Origin of the sequence: Streptomyces sp. NPDC001222 (assembly GCF_042896945.1) — a bacterium.
GTDB lineage: Bacteria > Actinomycetota > Actinomycetes > Streptomycetales > Streptomycetaceae > Streptomyces > Streptomyces gibsoniae.
The window spans coordinates 84,044-102,241 of sequence record NZ_JBIAXT010000026.1; the positions used below are offsets into that span (position 1 = coordinate 84,044).

General features: G+C 69.9%; 13 protein-coding genes and 1 pseudogene. 3 read left to right on the forward strand and 11 right to left on the reverse strand.

What is annotated here, in order from left to right:
- Positions 1-120 precede the first annotated feature (120 nt).
- From ACFY2Z_RS29290 to ACFY2Z_RS29305, 4 genes are read right to left on the reverse strand one after another with little or no spacing between them, the layout of a single operon-like run.
- On the reverse strand, positions 121-2,427 hold the full coding sequence (locus ACFY2Z_RS29290) for a glycoside hydrolase family 3 N-terminal domain-containing protein (protein ID WP_390747085.1): 2,307 nt from the start codon (positions 2,425-2,427) through the stop codon (positions 121-123).
- A gap of 44 nt (positions 2,428-2,471) precedes the next feature.
- On the reverse strand, positions 2,472-3,344 hold the full coding sequence (locus ACFY2Z_RS29295; protein ID WP_390747142.1) for a carbohydrate ABC transporter permease: 873 nt from the start codon (positions 3,342-3,344) through the stop codon (positions 2,472-2,474).
- Between the two features lie 31 nt (positions 3,345-3,375).
- Positions 3,376-4,317 carry a carbohydrate ABC transporter permease gene (locus ACFY2Z_RS29300; protein ID WP_390747086.1) on the reverse strand — a complete coding sequence of 314 codons (942 nt, stop codon included), beginning with the start codon at positions 4,315-4,317 and terminating at the stop codon, positions 3,376-3,378.
- Positions 4,314-5,624: an ABC transporter substrate-binding protein gene (locus ACFY2Z_RS29305; protein ID WP_390747087.1), complete on the reverse strand. Its 1,311-nt coding sequence runs from the start codon at positions 5,622-5,624 to the stop codon at positions 4,314-4,316. Before ACFY2Z_RS29305 ends, ACFY2Z_RS29300 begins: the two co-directional genes overlap by 4 nt.
- Positions 5,625-5,732: 108 nt before the next feature.
- On the opposite strand from ACFY2Z_RS29305, the gene ACFY2Z_RS29310 reads away from it, so the two are divergent.
- Entirely contained in the window at positions 5,733-6,839 is a 1,107-nt protein-coding gene (locus tag ACFY2Z_RS29310; protein ID WP_390747088.1) for a LacI family DNA-binding transcriptional regulator, read from the forward strand.
- Between the two features lie 66 nt (positions 6,840-6,905).
- Here the strand turns inward: ACFY2Z_RS29310 and ACFY2Z_RS29315 are convergent, their stop codons facing one another.
- Both ACFY2Z_RS29315 and ACFY2Z_RS29320 read right to left on the reverse strand, forming a co-directional pair.
- Positions 6,906-7,397 (reverse strand): hypothetical protein, encoded by a 492-nt coding sequence (locus ACFY2Z_RS29315; RefSeq protein WP_390747089.1) that lies wholly within the window; start codon positions 7,395-7,397, stop codon positions 6,906-6,908.
- Positions 7,398-7,781: 384 nt separating this feature from the next.
- A complete protein-coding gene (locus ACFY2Z_RS29320) occupies positions 7,782-9,278 on the reverse strand; it encodes an FAD-dependent monooxygenase (protein ID WP_390747143.1) in 1,497 nt (498 codons plus the stop codon).
- 80 nt (positions 9,279-9,358) lie between these two features.
- Here ACFY2Z_RS29320 and ACFY2Z_RS29325 point away from each other — a divergent pair, with 80 nt between their 5' ends.
- The gene (locus ACFY2Z_RS29325; RefSeq protein WP_390747144.1) at positions 9,359-10,012 is read left to right on the forward strand and encodes a TetR/AcrR family transcriptional regulator; all 654 of its coding nucleotides are present in this window, start codon (positions 9,359-9,361) and stop codon (positions 10,010-10,012) included.
- A gap of 13 nt (positions 10,013-10,025) precedes the next feature.
- On the opposite strand, the gene ACFY2Z_RS29330 is transcribed toward ACFY2Z_RS29325, so the two are convergent.
- The 3 genes from ACFY2Z_RS29330 to ACFY2Z_RS29340 all read right to left on the reverse strand — a co-directional run bounded on the left by ACFY2Z_RS29330 (position 10,026) and on the right by ACFY2Z_RS29340 (position 16,098).
- Entirely contained in the window at positions 10,026-10,463 is a 438-nt protein-coding gene (locus ACFY2Z_RS29330) for a TIGR03618 family F420-dependent PPOX class oxidoreductase (RefSeq protein WP_390747090.1), read from the reverse strand.
- Between the two features lie 200 nt (positions 10,464-10,663).
- A complete protein-coding gene (locus ACFY2Z_RS29335; RefSeq protein WP_390747091.1) occupies positions 10,664-14,764 on the reverse strand; it encodes a beta-galactosidase in 4,101 nt (1,366 codons plus the stop codon).
- A gap of 935 nt (positions 14,765-15,699) precedes the next feature.
- Positions 15,700-16,098: a VOC family protein gene (locus ACFY2Z_RS29340; protein WP_390747092.1), complete on the reverse strand. Its 399-nt coding sequence runs from the start codon at positions 16,096-16,098 to the stop codon at positions 15,700-15,702.
- A gap of 92 nt (positions 16,099-16,190) precedes the next feature.
- Between ACFY2Z_RS29340 and ACFY2Z_RS29345 the strand changes: the two genes are divergently transcribed.
- Complete coding sequence (locus ACFY2Z_RS29345) at positions 16,191-17,180, forward strand: helix-turn-helix transcriptional regulator (RefSeq protein WP_390747093.1); 990 nt, start codon at positions 16,191-16,193, stop codon at positions 17,178-17,180.
- Positions 17,181-17,361: 181 nt separating this feature from the next.
- Here ACFY2Z_RS29345 and ACFY2Z_RS29350 read toward each other — a convergent pair whose 3' ends face one another.
- A complete protein-coding gene (locus ACFY2Z_RS29350) occupies positions 17,362-17,493 on the reverse strand; it encodes a hypothetical protein (protein ID WP_390747149.1) in 132 nt (43 codons plus the stop codon).
- Positions 17,494-17,542: 49 nt separating this feature from the next.
- Positions 17,543-17,884 (reverse strand): annotated as a pseudogene (locus tag ACFY2Z_RS29355) (hypothetical protein); the annotation flags it as partial.
- Positions 17,885-18,198 lie beyond the last annotated feature (314 nt).

Below are 18,198 nucleotides of genomic sequence, written 5' to 3' on the forward strand. Positions count from 1 at the left end.
AGTTGGGCGGCGTGTTCTTGACGAGTGGGTGGTTGCGCTGTGCCGAGGCTCACTCGGGAAGGCCGTGCTGCTGTACTGGGTGACGGCCAGGTGGGTAACCCTCTGCACCAGTTGAGACGCTCACCCGTCCATGGACACCGCCGTCTCACAGTGCAGCCGGCGGTCGGGGCCCAGCTCCCGGATCGGGCCGGTGAGCGTGAGGCGGGCCGTGTGGCGCACGTCCGCGCTCGACGCTGCCAACCGCAGTTCCAGGGTGCCCGGTTCGACGACGCGGGCGCCTGCGCGACCGGTGAAGGCCGACAGGTCCGCATGGAAGCGGAAGGTCACCCGGCGGGACTCCCCCGGGTCCAGTTCCAGCCGCCGGTACCCGATCAGACGGACGTCCGGGCGGGTCACCGAGGCCACCGGGTCGTGCAGATACAGCTGGACGACCTCCGCGCCCCGTCGGCCGCCCGTGTTGCGGACCGTCAGGGACAGGTCGTAGCTGCCGTCGGTGCCGATGACGGGCTCCGTGCCCGTGAATCCGTCCCAGGTGAACTGTGTGTACGACAGCCCGTGCCCGAAGGGGTACAGCGGGGTCGGGTCCAGGCTGCTGACGTCACCGGCCAGGCCCAGCGGTGGCTGAAGATAGGTCCACGGCTGGCCGCCGGGCATCCGCGGCACGCTCACCGGAAGGCGGCCCGAGGGGTTCACGCGCCCGGTCAGGACCCCCGCCACCGCGGGACCGCCCTCCTCGCCCGGGAAGAACGCCTGGACCACCGCGGCCGGGCGGCCGTGCGGACGGACAGGCGTGTAGGGGCGTCCGGTCAGCAGCACCAGCACCACCGGCACGCCGGTCGCCAGCAGCGCGTCGAGTAGTTCCCCCTGCACACCGGGCAGCGCGAGGTCCGGCACGTCGCAGCCCTCGCCCGACGTGCCGCGGCCGAACAGGCCCGAGCGGTCGCCGAGGACCGCCACACACACGTCCGCCTCGGACGCCCGCGCCACCGCCTCGGTGAAACCGGAGGTGTCCGGGTCCGACACCCCGCAGCCCTCGGTGAACACGACCTTGGCGTGCGGGAGTTCGTCGCGCAGCGCCTCCAGCAGGGTCGGGATGGCGATGCCCGTGGGGACGTTCGGGTGCTGCGCGCCCACGTGCGCGGGGAAGGAGTAGCAGCCCAGCATCGCGAGGGCGTCCGCGGCGCGCGGTCCGACCACCGCGATCCGCGCGTCGGGGGACAGCGGGAGCACGCCGTCGGGGTTGTCGAGCAGGACCACCGACTCCTCGGCGAGGCGGCGGGCCAGAGCGCGGTTCTCCGCCGGATCGAGGTCGACCGACGGCGGCGCCGGGGAGCGCCAGTCCTCGTCCAGAAGGCCCAGTTCGCACTTCTGCAGCAGGACGCGGCGGGCCGCGCGGTCCACCTGGGACTCGGCGACTCGGCCTTCCCGCACCGCCTGGACCAGGTCGTCGCCGTAGCAGTTCAGCGTCGGCAGTTCCACGTCGACGCCGGCGGCCAGCGCCAGCTGTGCCGACTCGGCGGGGGTCTCGGCGACACGGTGCAGGGTGCGCAGGAAGTCGATGCCGAAGTAGTCGGCGACGACCGTGCCGGTGAAGCCCCACTCCTCGCGGAGCAGTCCGGTCAGCAGGCGCGGGTCCGCCGAGGCGGGCACGCCGTCCGTCTCGGTGTAGGCCGCCATCACCGAGCGCGCCCCGCCCGCGCGCAGCGCCATCTCGAAGGGCGGCAGCGTGACGTCCGCGAACTCGCGCCTGCCCGCCCGCACCGGGGCCAGGTTCCGGGCGCCGGTGGAGGAGGAGTAGCCGGCGAAGTGCTTCAGCGTGGCGACGATCCCGGCCGACTCGAGTCCCCGGACGTACGCGGTCCCGATGGTGCCGACGAGGTAGGGGTCCTCCCCGATCGTCTCCTCCACGCGTCCCCAGCGCGGGTCGCGGACCACGTCCAGGACGGGGGCCAGGCCCTGGTGGACGCCGACCGCGCGCAGGTCCCGGCCGATGTGCCGGGCCATTTCCTCCACCAGCGCCGGGTCGAAGGTGGCGCCCCACGCCAGCGGCACCGGGTAGGCCGTGGCGCCCCAGGCCGTGAAGCCCGCCAGACACTCCTCGTGGGCGATCGCCGGGATGCCGAACCGGCCCGCCTCGACGATCCGTCGCTGAGCGCGGGCCAGCGCCCGCGCACCGACCGCCGCATCCACGGGGGCGGTGCCGAAGGAGCGGGTGAGCTGGCCCAGGCCCCGGGTGATCAGCTCGTCCCAGTCGTAGTCGGTGTTCATGGCCTGCTGGTTCGGCGCGACGCCGTCGCCGTCGGTGGCGGCGCCCACCCACACGCCGTACAGCTGGGCGATCTTCTCCTCCAGGGTCATCCGGGACAGCAGGTCGTCGACGCGTGCGGCCGCGGGCAGGGCGGTGTCACGCCAGGGAGCGGGGGTCATGGAACTCCTGTCGGGAAGGCGGGGCGAGCACCCCGCGCGGCGCCTCACTTGCCGCCCACGCCCATCAGCCCGCCCACGAGGGCGCGGCGGGCCACCAGATAGACCGCGAAGACGGGGACGCCGGAGAGGACGACCGAGGCGAGCAGAGCGGGGATGTCGACGCCGAACTGGCTGACGTAGTTGAACAGTCCCAGGGTGAGCACCCGGGGGCCGTCGGACTGGGTGAAGATCAGCGGGAAGAGAAAGCCGTTCCAGGCCTGCAGCGCCGAGTAGATGACGACGGTGCTGATGCCGCCCCTGGCCAGCGGGATCACCAGCTGGAACAGCATCCGCGTGGCCGAGGCGCCGTCCAGCGCCATCGCCTCGTACAGGTCCTCGGAGATGTCCCGCAGGGTGCCGGTCAGGATCAGCACGGACACCGGCATCGCGAAGGCCGCCGTGGGCAGGACGATGGCGAGCAGGCTGTCGTAGAGGTTCAGCTTGGCGATCATCAGGTACAGCGGGACCACCACCGCCTGCGCGGGGATCGCCACCCCCAGCAGGAACAGCCGGAAAGCGGCGCCGGAGAAGAAGCCACGGGTGCGCACGGCCACGTAGGCGAGGGGCACGCACAGGACCAGCACCACACCGACGACGGCGGCCGCCACGACCGCGGTGTTGGCCAGAAAGTGGAAGAAGCCGCTGTGCAGGACGGTGTTGTAGTTGGCCAGGGTCGGCCGGCTCGGCGGCTTCAGCGCGTTGTTGCCCAGCGCGTCGTCCTGCCGGGTCAGGGACGCCGAGATCATCGCGTAGATCGGGACGATCACGACGACCAGCCAGAGGACCGAGCCGAGGCCCGCGAGCGGGTTGGCGCGCCGTGTCCAGTGCCGACGGCGGCGCCGCGACGGCGCGGACGCATGCGGCGCGGATGTCCCCACCGGACGCGGGAGCGTGCCGTGTGTCACGGTGTCACATCCCTTCCCGTACGCTGCGCATCGCACCGAAGCCGGTCAGCCGCACCAGCAGCAGCGACAGCGCGGTGGCGGCCACGACCAGGAAGGACGCGATGGCGCTGGCGTAGCCGAAGTCGTAGCTCTTGAAGCCCGCCTCGTACATCAGGTACGGCAGGATCGCGGTGTCCGAGCCGGGACCGCCCTGGGTGAGGATCAGCACCGTCTCGAAATAGGTCAGTGAGCCGACGACCATGAGGACACCGGACGTCGTGGCCGTGTGGCGCAGCTGCGGAAGCGTGATCGAGAAGAACTGGCGCAGGCGTCCGGCGCCGTCGATGGCGGCCGCCTGGTAGAGGACCTCCGGTATCTGCCGCGCCCCGCCCTGGTAGATCAGGGTGTGGAAGGGGATGAACTGCCAGCCGCCGACGAACACGATGGCAAGGAAGGCGCCGCTGGTGGAGCCGAGGGTGTCCGCACGGACGATGCCGAAGTTTGGGTCGAGCAGGGCGTAGAACAGCAGCGAGATCGCCGTCGAGGACAGCAGGAACGGTACGAAGAAGACGGCCGACAGCACGGCGCGGTTGCGCTGGCGGCCCGCCGCCCACACGCCGAGCAGCAGGGAGACCACCGTCTGGAACGCCCAACTGACCACGGTGAGCAGGACGGTGACGGTCAGGGACTGAGTGAGGCGGTCGTCGGACAGCAGCTTGCGCCAGTTGGCGAGACCGACGAGCTGCGGGTCGCCCAGGCCGTTCCACCGGGTGAAGGACAGATAGAACGCGAGGACCATCGGGACGACCGCGAAGAAGGCGAAGAACAGCACGCCCGGCAGGACCCAGACGACGTGCGGGCGGCCGGCCCGTGTTCCCTTCCGGCTGCCACGGGTGCCCGGGCCGCCCGTCCCGGGCCGGGCGGCCCGTCCGGGACGCGCGCTCCGTGTGGTGAACGCGCCGCTCACTTCAGCTCCTTGACGGCGGACACGAACTGGGCGGGTGTCGACTTGCCCACGAACAGCTTGTTGACCTCGGTCAGCATCGGCGTCGAGACGTTCGGGTCGACCGCCTGGTCCCAGCTGAGCGTGAACGCGGGTGCCTGCTGCACCATGTGGTACTGGAACGTGGCGAACTCGGGGTTGGGTGACGAGCCCAGCAGCTTCTCCGCGTTGGAAGTGGTCGGGATGTCGCCGTTGGCCACCAGGTCCTTGGCGTACGCCTCGGAGGCGCAGTCCCGCAGGAAGGCGAGCGCTGCGTCCTTGTTGGCCGTACGGGCGTTCACGGACCAGTAGTTGGTCGGGTTGCCGACGACGTTGCGGATGTCACCGGCCCCGCCGTCGACCTTCGGGAAGGCGCACCAGCCCAGGTCCTTCCTGGCGAAGTGCGGGAACTTGCCGAGCTGTGTGGAGTACTCCCACGACCCCATCAGGTGCATCGCCGCCTTGCCCTTGGCGAAGACCGCGGGGGCGCCGCCGTTGACGTACGACACCGAGTTGAAGCCCTTGCCGAAGGCCCCGTCGTCGATGAGCTGCCGGACGGTCTCGGCGGCCTTGAGGACCGCCGGGTCGCCCCACCCGGCGGAGTCGCCGTTCTTGATCCTGTCGAAGACCCCGGGGCCGCCGATGCGGTCGACCAGGTACTCCAGCCACATCAGCTCGGGCCAAATGTCCGCGCCGCCGAGCGCGAACGGGGTGATGCCCGCTTTCTTCAGCTTGGCGTTGACGTCGAGCAACTGGTCCCAGGTGGTGGGCGCTTGGAGTCCGTGCTCGGCGAACAGGGTCTTGTTGTAGAAGAGGATCACGGGCTGCATGCCGCGCATCGGGATGCCGTAGTTGTGGCCGTTGAGCGCGCCCGCGGCAAGCACGGAAGGCAGGAAGCCGGACTTGAGGACCGGGTCGGAGGCGATCGCCTCGGTGAGGTCGACCAGTTGTCCGGCGTCCTTGTAGGCCTTGATCGAGCCGCCGCCCCAGTTGAAGAACACGTCCGGCGCGTTGGGCGAGCCCATCGCTGTGCGCAGCTTGGCCGGGTACTCCGAGCCGGGCACCTTCTGCAGCTCGACCTTGCCCTTGACCTTCTTGGCCGCCGTCGAGGCGTTGAACCGGTCCACGGCCTTCACCTGCACCTTGACCGCGTCGTCGCCATAGACGAGTGCCGTGAGCGCGCCGCCTCCGCTGCCGGAACTCCCACCGGAGCCGCAGGCGGTGAGTCCGGCGGCCGAGAACAGGGTGGTGGCGCCGGCGCCGAGGAACCAGCGCCTGCTGTAGGACTCCATGTGACAGGAACCTCTCCCGAATATTTCGAATAGCGCTCCGAATGTTCGGGGAACGTAGGGCCGGGAAGGGGGTTCGTCAAGGGGGTGCGCAGGGATACGATCTCGGGCATGAACCCTGCGAAGCCCGTGGAAACACAGACCGCCACCCTCGCCGAGATCGCCCGCGCGGCCGGTGTGTCGGCTCCGACTGTTTCGAAGGTCCTCAACGGGCGGGCGGATGTCGCCCCGGCGACCCGCAGCCGCGTCGAGGAGTTGCTGCGCACGCACGGCTATCGGCGCCGGCGCACCGAGGCGACCCGCTCGCCGCTGATCGACGTGGTCTTCCACGAGTTGGAGAGCGCCTGGGCGATGGAGGTCATCCGGGGAGTGGAGATCGTGGCGCGGGAGGCCGGTCTGAGCGTGGTGCTCTCCGAGAGCGCGGGCCGGCTCACCCCCGGGCGGACCTGGGCCGACCAGGTCGCCGCCCGCCGTCCGCACGGTGTCGTCCTGGTGCTGTCCGACCTCGACGAGCCGCAGCGCGCGCTGCTGACCAGCAGGTCCATCCCGTTCGTGGTGATGGATCCGGCCGGCGACCCGGGCGCGGACGTGCCGTCGATCGGGGCCACCAACTGGCAGGGCGGTCTGGCCGCCACCCGGCACCTGGTCGAACTGGGCCACACCCGCATCGGCGCGCTGAGCGGTCCCTCACGGATGATGTGCAGCCGGGCCCGGGTGGACGGCTACCGGGCAGCGTTGGAGACGGCGGGCCTGCCGGCCGACCCCTCACTCGTCCTGACCGGCGACTTCCACCACGAGGCCGGCTACCGGCTCGGCCTGGAGCTGCTGCGTCGGCCCGACCGGCCCACGGCGGTCTTCGCGGGCAACGATCTGCAGGCGCTCGGCCTGTACGAGGCGGCCCGTGAGCTGAGCCTGCGCATCCCGGAGGACCTGAGCGTGGTCGGCTTCGACGATCTGCCGGTGGCCCGCTGGGTGGGGCCGCCACTGACCACCGTGCGCCAGCCGCTGACGGAGATGGCGGAGGCGGCGGCCAAACTGGTGCTCGATCTCGGCCGGGAGGAGCCGTCGCCGATGGCGACCCGGGTGGAGCTGGCCACCAGCCTGGTCGTCCGCAGCAGCACCGCCGCGCCCTCGACGGGGATCGACACTGCGTCGGCGGTATCGAAAGTTTCGAAGGAGGTACCCGGACACGGTTCCGAGGCGGGCGCAGGAGCGTGAGCCCCGCGGGGCGGGCGACCGGCACCAGCAGCAGTCGGGGGTGGACCGCCAGGACTCCGGACTCTTCTACGAAGGTCGTCGGCGCAGACGGCGAGCAATGCGACGCCATCGGACGGCTTCGTACATCGACCGGATGAGGCGGAACACCGGGTAGCCGAGAAACCCCACGCCGACAAGCATGATCACGTACGGGATCGTCCACCGCAGGGGGTACTGCTCGTCGACGTGCGAGCCGATCCGCAGCCGCAGCAGCCGGCCGTGCCACATCTCCACGGTGCCGACGGTCCCGGGCTCGGCCAGCAGGTAGAAATCGTGCTCGACCTCGAACTTGCGGCGCCGCCCGTCTGCCGTGCGCACGGTGATCTCGTAGTGCGTGGTCGTCGATGCTGTGGAGAACCGGAGGCCGACCGCGGCAACTTGGTCACGGAGTACACCGACGTACGGTCCGACACCATATATCGGGGGACCGGCCGGCGCGGGCGGCGCCGGCGGCGGGTTCGGTGGATCCGGCGGATCCCAGTCCTGGGTGGTGTAGGTGGACCGCGCGACGACGGTCATCGAGAGCCGCAGTCTGCAACGACTTGTGTCCGTCGGCGGAGGAGTCGCGCAGTACGGTGCGCGCTCGAACGTCCGCTGTTCGACACGGGGGCCGGCGCTGAGCACCACGCCCACGGCGATGAGTGCGAGCCCCGCAAGCCCGACAGCCAGCGGCGCCAACCACCGCCTCTCCCGCCACGAACCCCGCCTGGCCGGCCTCCTCGTATGCCGCATCATGGACCGAACGTAATGCGCCAACGGGCGCGGGTCTCCGCGTATTTCCGGCCAGAAACCCCCGCCGCACCCACCCCGGCCGCCGCCCTCCCGCACCCGCGGCCCTGAGCGTCGCCCCTCGCCTGCTCCACCTCCCCCCCTGCATCCGTCAGGCCGTGACAGGCACTCGGCTCAGTCCACTCTCGCAAGGCCCTCGGCGATCGCGGCGAGCAGAGTGTCCACTCGGGCCTCGGAGGTGTCCGCAGCCCAGCAGACGTAACCGTCGGGGCGGATGAGCACGGCGGCGGCGCCCACATCGTCGGTACGTGCGGCGCGGACTAGGTCGACTCGTGGCGGGAGCCGTAGGCCGGCCGGGACGATCTCGGCGAGGTCGAGCAGGACGGCGTGTCCCGAGCCGAAGAGCGCCGACAGGCGGGTGGGACCGGCTTCGGTGACCAGGTCCGTGTCCGGCATGCGGTGTCCGGTCAGCGGATGCTCCCCCGGCAGCTCGTAGCGCAGCGAGAGGCCGGACATCAGTCCCGCGAGATGACGGTTGGTGTCGGGCAGCCGCAACAGATCGGTGAAAATGTCGCGCAGGGCGGCCACGTCCTCGCTCGGGTTCGGATGGGCCAACACCCGCTGCGCCGACGTGTGATGCAGCACCCGGGCCCCGGCCGGATGCCGTTCGGCGTGGTAGCTGTCCAGCAGGCCGCTCGGCGCCCGGTCCTGGACGACCGCGGCCAGTTTCCAGCCGAGGTTGAACGCGTCCTGTACGCCGAGGTTCAGCCCCTGGCCGCCCAGCGGTGGGTGGATGTGTGCGGCATCGCCCCCGAACAGCACACGGCCCACGCGGTACTGCTCCAGCTGCCGGGTGGCGTCGGTGAACCGCGACGAGTTGTCCACGGCGCTGAGAGTGGTCTCCCGGCCGTACACGGCGTGCAGGGCAGCAGTGATCTCCTCGGGGCTGACGGGGGTGTCGCGGACGGTCTCCGACTGATCCCCGCTTCCGAAGGTGATGCGGTAGCGGTCGCCACCGAGAGGGACCAGCATGGCCCAGTAGCCGCCCGCATGGCGGGTCAGGCTGCTCATATGCCCCATCTGCTGCGGCACCAGCGACGACACGGCGGACAGGCGAATGTCGGCCAGCACCGCCTCATGCGTTCCGGGCCTGCCGGGAAACGGCAGCCCGAGCAGCTTCCGCACCGTACTGTGGCCGCCGTCGCACGCCGCCAGGTAGTGCGCCCGCACCCGCAGACCGTCCGCCGTCACGACCACGCCGTCGTCGTCCGCCTCGACCCCCGAGACAGCGGTGTCGCGCAGCACCCGCACACCTGCGGCGATCGCCCGCTCCTCGAGCACCTCCTCGATCTCCCACTGAGGGATCGAGAGCGGGTAAGGGTGCCTGGTCCGCCAGGGTGTGCAGTCCAGGGGCACGGGCAGGGCCGCGAAGTGCCCGCCCACCGGTTCACGCGACAGGGCCCGCTTGAGCAACGGCTCCAGCAACCCTCGCGACTCCAGCAGCTCGGCGGTACGGGGCTGGACCCCGCCGCCCTTCACCTGCTCGATGCGCTCGGGCAGCTTCTCCAGCACGAGCGTCTCGACCCCGGCCAGGGCCAGTTCGCAGGCCAGCATCAGTCCGGTCGGCCCTGCGCCCGCGACGACGACCTCGGCTGTGTTCTCCGTCAACATCATCACTTCCCCCTCATTTCTCCACTGAGGGTAAATGTATACCAGATGCAGAAACCCTCTCGGTGCAGCTCTCTGCTACGGTGGACGCCGTGGACGGCAAGCCAGGACTACGGGAACGCAAGAAGCAGCGGACGCACGCAGCGATCTCCGACGCGGCGATCGCGCTGTTCCTCGAACACGGCTTCAACCAGGTCTCGGTGGCTCAGGTGGCCGAGGCGGCCGAGGTGTCCAAGCGCACGCTCTTCGCCTACTTCCCGGCGAAGGAAGACCTCGTGGTGCACCGCCTCGCCGACCACGAGACCGAAGCCGCACGGGTCGTGCGGGCCCGCCCGCCCGGCACCGCCCCGCTGACCGCGCTGCGCGAGCACTTCCTCCAGGGGCTGCGCGAGCGGGACCCGATCACCGGGCTGAACGACCATCCCCACATTCGCAGCCTCACCCGGATGATCCTCGACACGCCCTCGCTGGTGGCCCGGATGGCCGGGTTCAAGGCCGGCGCCGAACACGCACTTGCCGAGGCACTGCAAGAGACGGCGGACACCCCGGAACTCACGGCGCGGCTCGCCGCAGTCCAGATCGTCGCAGTCCAGTGGGCGCTGGCCCAGGACAACGCCGGACGCCTGGCGTACGGGGAGCCCGCCGACGAGCGCTACGCGGGTGCGGTGGCTGACGCGGAACACGCGTTCGCGCTGCTGGAGAACGGGTTGCGCAGCACTCGGCGTGACGGCGGCTGACCGGCCACCGGCCTCAGGAAGGGATGACTCCCGGCCGGAACGGTTCGACGCCGACGATATGGCGCACCCGCACCGGCTGGACCAGTACGTGGACCCGCTGCTCGCCTTCGATCAGCCAGGGGTACCCGTTCAGGCCCAGGTACTTGCGGGCCAGCCGGTCCATGCCACGCTCGGCCTCCTCGCCCTCCACGAAGCGCACCGCGCGGCCGGAGATCTGCACCCGGTCGTACGGGTTCTCGGCGTCGGCGTGCGAGAGGTGGATCCGGGCGTCGTTGCGCAGGTTCTCCTCCTTGATCCGGCCGACCGAGGTGTTGAAGACGATCAGCCCGTCCTCCAGCCCCACCCACATCGGCGTGACATGCGGCGCCCCGTCCGGCGTCACCGTGGCCAGGTACCAGAAGTTCGGCTCCTCCAGCCGCTGACGCACACGCTCGTTCAACTCCGCCGCCAAAGCCGCGCCTCCCCTTGGTCATCTCCTCCCGGCAGTATTTCCACGCGATGACTCCAAGAATCCCCCCCACGGTCGGGCCGTCGACATGCACGGACCGGATCGGCCGACATCAGCGGCTCGATCCGGTCCCGCATCCCATCAGTGATCACTGACCGGACGCACACATCCGATCAACCGGCCGTCCGTCCAGCAGACACGTCCTACTCGCACGTCAGCGTCGGCATGCCCCAGTCGCCGTGGTCGTTTCCGTTGCCGTCGCCCGCGTCACCGACCTTGAGGTCGACGACCTGCGCCCCGCTGACGTCGACATCGAGCGGCACCGCGGCCTGTCTGCCCCGGATCGTCGGCGTGGTGACCAGGGTCCTGCCGTCGGCGATCACGGAGAACGTCACCGTTCCCGCGCCACCGGTCTCGTCGTCGACGCCCACGTTCGCCGTCATCCGCGAGCACTTTCCGGCCAGGTAGAGCTCGACGTCGCTGACCGAGTTGGTGCCCAGCCCCTTCGGGTAGCTGACACCTGCGACACTGATCGGACGGCCGTCCCCGGCCGCCTGTTCGCCGACGCTGCTGTCACGCTCCACCGGGCCCCACCCGTTGCTGGACGACAGGAACGGCAGGTCGCTCACCGCGGTCTGCCCGGTCGGCGGAGCAGGGGGGATCCCCGCGACGATGCGCTCGTCACGACCGGCGGCCTGCCGTCCGTGCTGCCGGTAGTGCACCGTGGCGGTGAGGGCCGTGGCGGAGGGCAGTTCCCCGGTCGGCGGCTGAACCTTCCAGGTGAAGACGGCGGATCCGCCCTGGTGCAGGCGCTGGACGGACATGGGGCTCGTGGCGCTCACGCTCCAGCCGTCGGGCGCGGAGAACGAGGCAGTCAGCCGGGACGCGGACGGTCCGTCCTTCGGCAACCGCACCGTCGCCCGGCCCGTGAAGGCCTGTCCCGACTGAGCGGTGTTCGGTACGTCCAGGGTGACATCGGCCCCCGGACGCTTCGGCATCGCGTTCGTCCGGGGGTCGTAGCGAGGGCTGTCGTTCTGGGCGACGCTCAGGGACGAGGCGTAGGTGCCGTAGTTGGTGAGCGAGACCTTGCCGAGCCCGCCGGTGCCGCCGTCCAGGTTCCACACTGCGATGGCGATGCTGTTCCGGCCGTTCGGGTTCAGGATCCCGTTGGGCACCGGGAAGGTGGTCTGCGGGCCGAGGTAGTTGACGTAGTTGCCGACCTGCCAGCCGTTCACGAAGATCGTGGCACGGTACTTGCGCGACGGGTCGTCGGTGAACGTCAGCCCGAGTGAGGTGTCCTGACCGTGCGGCAGGTTCAGGGTGACGTCGTCGCGGTACCACGAGACCCCGGGTCGGGTGTCGGTCGTCGGCAGGGACACCTGGTTCCAGTTGCCGTCCGGGTAGCCCGGCAGGGACCAGCCGGCCCGCTCGCCGTACAGGCCGCCCGTCGAGAGCGGGCCGCGCACCGTGTCCTGCAGGTCCTCGCCGCCCCGTACGCCCTGCAGCCGCCAGGTGACGGAAGTCAGCGGCGCCCCCACGAGGGAGGCACCGGTCAGGCCGCGCGCGGTCTTGTTGCCGTTGGTCGAGTTGTAGTCCTCCTCGTGCCCCATGTTCACGGTGAGTACGGAGATGACGTTGTCGCCCTTCGACTCGACCGAACCGGCCGGGAAGGTGAAGTCGGCGCTGCCGGTCGTGGAACTGCCCAGGAAGGTGCCGTTGAGCCAGGCGGAGAACGCCTGCGCCTTGCCGCCGGAGTCCGAGACCAGGTGGATGCCCGTCTCCTTGCCGGTGGCGCGGAACCGGCCGCGGTACCAGGTGTCACCGGTGTGGAAGCCGTAGTCGTCCGCGTAGAGCACCGGCAGCGAGTTGACGCCGGAGACGCTGTTGGTGGTCGTCTTGTCGGCCACCTGCCAACTGGAGTCGTCGAAATCGGGGGCCGCCTCGGGGGACTCCTCGGCATGCTTCCAGTTCGTCAGCGCCGGCAGATGGACCGGTGCCGCGACCGGGATCGTCCCTGTGAGGCTTCCGGTGTCGCCGGCCCGGGTGTCCAACGCGCTGCCGTTCCAGGTGACATGGTCGGCGGAGGTGAACACCTCGATGTTCTTGTCGTCGGCGTTGTCGCCGGTGAGGGCCAGGGCGTGGCCGTCGTTCCGGCTGGTCGCCGTGCGCAGCAGATGGGTGCCGCGCACGAGCACCGGGCCGGCCGCCGTGTCCTGACGCCAGAAGGTCTCCGCCGTGGCCTTGTCGCCGATGAGCAGCAGCAGCGGGCGCTTTCCGCCGCCACTGATACTGACGCGGATCAGGCCCTTGTGCGTGTAGTTCAGTCGCAGGTCACCGGTGGCCGCGTCCCAGGTGGTCGTGGCCGTGCCGCCACTGGTGGTCACGGCGGGCTCGGAGGAGTAGCGCAGCACGGTCTCGCCGTCGCTCCCGGAGTCGCCGTAGAGCACGGCGACGTCCCGGTCGCCGATGGCCGCGTCGGTCATGATCTCCGACGTCGAGTACTGCAACTGCGTGTCCCCGAGCCGGTAGTTCGCCACGATCACATGCGAGTCGCGTCCGTCGAGCGTGATCGCGGTGCCGGGCTGCTGGGGGACGACCGGGTAGGTCGGCGTCGCGGTGGCGGCCGTCGGCACGTCGATGGCGTCGATGGCCACGTAGTTGTCCGAGGAGCCCGAACTGTGGTTGCCGTTGACGACGATCTTCAGCGTGTGTGCCCCAGGCGTCAGGCCGGTCTTCTGGAAGACCACGGCCTGGTTCTCGCTGCCGGAGTCGTCGACCGTCGCCGCCTTGGTGCCGTCGAGGTAGACGTCGGCGTAGCCGTGGTTGTCGGTCTTCGACCCTATCCAGCGGATCGCCGTGCCGTTGAAGGGGACGGTGACCGAGTCACCGGCCTTGTTGGAGAACGACTCGGTGTTCTTGTAGTCGCCGCCGGTGTAGCTCTGGTCGGCCACGTGCGACCACGAGCCGGTGTACTGCAGCGCAGAGTCGGGGTCGTCCCAGGTGTAGCTGGTGTCCGAGGACGGCTGGGCGTTGAGGTCCAGGGAGATGTGAGTCCTGTCGACCGTCGTGGACGTGGAGTTCCCGTGCCGCAGGACGTGGAACTGCGTCTTGCTGTCGGGGTTCATCCGTGCGGTGTCGACGACCGCCGAGTCGTCGGGCGGTGTGGCCTTGATCGCTTCGGTCTTCGTCAGCGGGGCCACCGACTGGGTGAAGTACCCGATCAGCTTGTCCTCGTAGTACTTCGGGTCCAGTTGGCGGTTCTCGCGGATCGCGGCGCCGTAGTCGTAGGACGTGTAGTTCTCCGGCATGCCCAGCCAGCCCCAGTTGGTGCCGCCGTAGGTCATGTAGAAGCTCTGCGCGGTCGCGCCGACGGCTATGTTCTGCTTGTAGAACACGTTGGCGAACTGATCGTTGATCAGCTGAGCGCACTTGTCGTAGCCCGGACCGCCCCAGGGGTCGAAGGCGCCGCCCTGGAACTCGGGCGAGTACAGCGGCTTGCCGGCGGGGTGGTCGTAGCTGATGTCGGGGACGCCGTTCCACTTCGAGGGGTTCGAGCAGTTGAAGCCCTGCGGGTAGGAGTCCGGGCCGTCGACGTCCAGGGCACCCGTACCGGAGTTGAAGGTGCCGTTGTTGTTGCCGGTCAGCGGTACCGTGATGCCGTCGGCGCGGGCCTTGTCCTCCAGGTGCCGCATGTAGGAGCGGCCGCCGGCCGAGCCGTTGTAGTACTCGTTCTCGACCTGGTAGGCGATGACCGACCCGGTGCCGTTGGTCATCTGGTGGCGGGCGATGATCCGGTCGATCTGCGTCAGCCACTCGTCCGCGTACTTCAGGAACTGCGGGTCGTCACTGCGGTTGTGTCCGGCTCTGGTGGTCATCCAGCCGGGCAGTCCGCCGCTGTCGACCTCCGCGTTGATGTACGGCGCCGGGCGCGCGATGACGTAGAGCCCGGCCTCCTGGGCCATGTCGAGCAGCTTGTCGACGTCACGCACCCCGCTGAAGTCGTACACACCCGGCTTCGGCGAGTGGTATCCCCAGTCGAAGTACAGCGAGGTGGAGTTGAAGCCGGCGGCCTTCATCTTCTGGAAGATGTCGCGCCACAGGTCCGGACTCGGGAGCCGGAAGTAGTGGAACTCGCCGGACCACAGGTAGGTGCGCTTGCCGTCGACGAGGAAGGAGTAGCCGTCGAGACTCACCGTGTGCGCCCGCGGGCTGGTGGCGGGCGCGGCGGCGGATGGCTGACCGCCGGCGTCTCCCGCCGTGGCGGGCGCCGTCATGCCCGCGGACAGGGCGATGGTCGCGGCCATGGCGAGGACCGTACTCCACCACCGAGGGCGGCCGGGTCTCTCACCCTCTGAACCGATCCGATGACTCTGCACTGAGGCCTCCATACCGACTGAGCAATCAGCATCAAACAAACTCAGGCAAAGTCGAACAGTAAGGGGGCGCGAGGCACGGCACAATGGGGCGGGGGCAATGCGGTCCGAGTGACACGGGGGGCCCGGAAGCCGTAAGACATGAAACGGCGTTGGCGATTGACGACTCGTCACTTGCGCCCACGCTGCCGCCCCCACGCCTCGGACAACGCTCACCGGAAGAGGCGAAGGCCGGTCAGCACATGCCGCGGTCCCGCATCGACTGGTCGTCGAGGCGGGGGCCTGTTCGTCGACGATCTCGCGGAACCTGCGCAGGACTTCGAGGGCGTCGGCGAGCTGGTCGGGGCTGAAAGCCGCACCCAGGTCGTTGGCCCAGCGGGCCTGCAGCGGTTCCATCGTGGCCGGCAGACGTTCGGCCCGCGGGGTGAGGTTGATCAGCGGGGCGCGGCGGCCGCCGGGGTTGGGCCGGACGTCGACCGGTCCGTCCGCGCGAAGGCGCGTCACGATCTGCTGGACACCCTGTCGCCGCAGACCCCGCTGCGGCGCGATCCGTGAGGCCGTCGCAGCTTCCGGGCCGATGGCGCCGGGGGCCTGCCAGCGGGCGCCGGTGAGGTCGGCCTCGGCGCCGCGGAGGCGGTCAACTACGTGCACCGTGCGGAACCCGCCGCGCAGATGGTGGCCGACATCCGGGCGGACGGATCCCCGGCGGTCGCCGTGCAGGGCGACGCCGCCTCAGCCGAACGTCTTGTCCACGAGGCCGGGAAACTGGGCGTGATCGACATCCTGGTGTGCAACGCCTTGGGCCCCACCACCGGCATCCGCCGACGGGCGACCCTCGGCTCCCGGGCGAGCGGCTGTGCATGGCGTCAACGTGCGAACTTCTCGATGGCCGCCGGAGTGACGGGGGTGAAGAAGTTGACGAGGTTGCCGTCAGGGTCGCGGAACAGCAGCGACCGGTTGCCCCAGGGCATGGTGGTGGGCTCGGTGACGAAGTCGGTGACGAAGCCGGTCAGGCTCTGGTGGACGCGGTCCACGTCGTCGACGAGGAACTCGGTGATCACGCTGTGGTTGTCCGCCGGTCGGGCAGAGTCCGGGGCGAACAGCGGGACGGTGCGGGTGCCGGCGATCGCGAGGGTGGCATTGGGGGTCTTGAGTTCGGCGAAGTCCTCGGTGGCCCATATCGCCCGCACCCCCGTGGCTCGCTCGTAGAACTCGACGAGGCGCGCGACGTCACTGGTGATGATCCGGATCGAGACGAAGTCCATGGGAATCTCCTGGGGTGTGCTGGAGTCGTGTACCTCGCAGGCTAGGAGAAATAGTGGACAGAATCGGTCCTGTATTTGCGTAGACTGGGCATATGCCTCGACCCACCGGCCGCGTTCTGACACTCCTGGAGCTGCTGCAGTCGGGCGGCACCCGGACTGTGGCCGAACTCGCCGACCGGCTCGGCGTCGAAGGGCGCACCGTGCGGCGGTATGTGGACCAGCTGATCGACCTGGACGTGCCAGTGGAGTCGGTGCGCGGCCGCTACGGCGGGTACCGGCTCGCCCCCGGGTACCGCTTGCCTCCGCTCATGCTCAGCGACGACGAGGCGCTGGCCGTGCTGCTCGGCCTGGCCGCCGGCCGTCGAGCAGGGTTGACGACGACGGAGCACACGGCGAGCGAGACGGCGGCGGCGAAGATCCGGCGGGTGCTGCCGAAGCACATCGCCCGTCGGCTCGACGCACTCCTGGAAGCCCTTGCTTTCACGGATCAGCCCGGTGAGTTCGACAACCCGAACGCTGGGGTCCTGCTCACCATCGCCGATGCGGTGCGCCACCGCCGACCGGTCTCGATCCGCTACACCGACCGCGACGGACGGGGGAGCGAACGCACGCTGCACGCGTACGGGATCGTCGCTCATTCGGGCCGGTGGTACGTCACGGGCAAGGACGCCCGGATCGCCGAGGACCGAACCTTCCGGCTCGATCGCATCGCGGACGCGAGAACCCTGCCCGGCACATTCGAGGTGCCCGTCGGTCCCGCTCCGGCACAGCGGGTGTTGTCAGGGTTCGCCACGGCCGAGTACCGGCATGAGGTGACCTTGCGGATCCACGGGACCGTTGAACAGATCCGAGCTCGCCTCCCCGCCGGCGTCGCGAGCCTGGAGGAGCACGAGCTCGTGCCAGGCGAAGACCAGGCGACCGAGCGCTGGCTGCGCGTCCAGATACGGGCGGAGCGGCTCGACTGGTTGCCTCCGGCACTCGCCTCACTCGACCGGCCGTTCGTCATCGAGCGCCCCGCCGAATTGCGTGACCTCGTCATCGCGCTGGCCGATCGCCTCGCCTCCTACGCCCGCCAAGCCTGAGAGCGTGCAACCCATGTCATGAGATGGCACGCCTGGGTATCCGTCCGAGGTGGCGATCGACGTGCCGTCGGGCGGACGGCAAGCTTCTCTCCTCCGCCGGTTGACGCCCTGCCAGTTCCGACATCGCGTTTGACGCCCTGGCTAGGGGGTGTCCGGTGGAACAGGCCTTCCGGGGCCGCGGTCAGTTCTTCAGGGCGATCAGTACGGCGGCCCCGGCGAAGGCCACTCCGCTCAGCAGCAGGTACACCGCCGGCCCCATCATGTGCTTCCACATGAGCACCCGTGCCGTCCGGGGCTTCCCGCCCTCGTACACCCACCTGAACCTCAAGCCCGGTCGCCAGGCCCATCCTGGTCCCGCGCATCCGGGGCGAGAACTCCACGCGGTGTCCCTGCTGGTCGACGAAGGCGACGACCGGCACCCAGTTGTGGCCGTCGGAATAGTCGTCCCGCGTGTTGTCGACCACGACACCCCGGGTGCGAATACCGACCCGCTGCAACCGCCGCACCACGGCCGCCTCCCGCACCGCGAAGCCGAGCAGCAGCAGGGCAACCGCACCGCACATAGCCACACCCGACGAATTACTCACCATCGACTGCCCCTTCCGCTTCGTCCGGCAATCCGAGTGCTCGCACACGGGGCGGACGCGGCACCCCCGAGACCGGTTGCGGAACCGGACGCCCCGACTCCCGGAGCGCCGGATCATCTGCCGGTCCTCACCAGGCCCACGACCCGTCGGACAGCCCCCAGGACTCGATGTCGGCGGCCCGCTGTGTGGTCCGAGGGCATACACGCGACCTGGTGCACCTGCATCCGGGGCGCGCCCGGTCACCGGCCACGGCGTCGCCCGTGCGCCCCGTCGACCAACATCGGCGGGGCGGCGGCGGCCGAGCTTCCCACGTTCTTCCGTGCCCTTCTGTTTTCTTCCCGTCTTCTTCCGTGCGAAGGGTCACTCCCGAGGAACCAAGGACCCCATTGGCCCCCAATAGAGATGTGGTCTACTTTGGAAACCACCGGGGA

What these genes read in the sequence shown, in the direction of transcription:
- ACFY2Z_RS29290 (WP_390747085.1), bottom strand. Translation starts at nt 2,427, where the DNA reads ATGACCCCCGCTCCCTGGCGTGACACCGCCCTGCCCGCGGCCGCACGC.
- ACFY2Z_RS29305 (WP_390747087.1), bottom strand. Translation starts at nt 5,624, where the DNA reads ATGGAGTCCTACAGCAGGCGCTGGTTCCTCGGCGCCGGCGCCACCACC.
- ACFY2Z_RS29310 (WP_390747088.1), top strand. Translation starts at nt 5,733, where the DNA reads ATGAACCCTGCGAAGCCCGTGGAAACACAGACCGCCACCCTCGCCGAG.
- ACFY2Z_RS29315 (WP_390747089.1), bottom strand. Translation starts at nt 7,397, where the DNA reads ATGACCGTCGTCGCGCGGTCCACCTACACCACCCAGGACTGGGATCCG.
- ACFY2Z_RS29320 (WP_390747143.1), bottom strand. Translation starts at nt 9,278, where the DNA reads ATGTTGACGGAGAACACAGCCGAGGTCGTCGTCGCGGGCGCAGGGCCG.
- ACFY2Z_RS29335 (WP_390747091.1), bottom strand. Translation starts at nt 14,764, where the DNA reads ATGGCCGCGACCATCGCCCTGTCCGCGGGCATGACGGCGCCCGCCACG.
- ACFY2Z_RS29340 (WP_390747092.1), bottom strand. Translation starts at nt 16,098, where the DNA reads ATGGACTTCGTCTCGATCCGGATCATCACCAGTGACGTCGCGCGCCTC.
- ACFY2Z_RS29345 (WP_390747093.1), top strand. Translation starts at nt 16,191, where the DNA reads ATGCCTCGACCCACCGGCCGCGTTCTGACACTCCTGGAGCTGCTGCAG.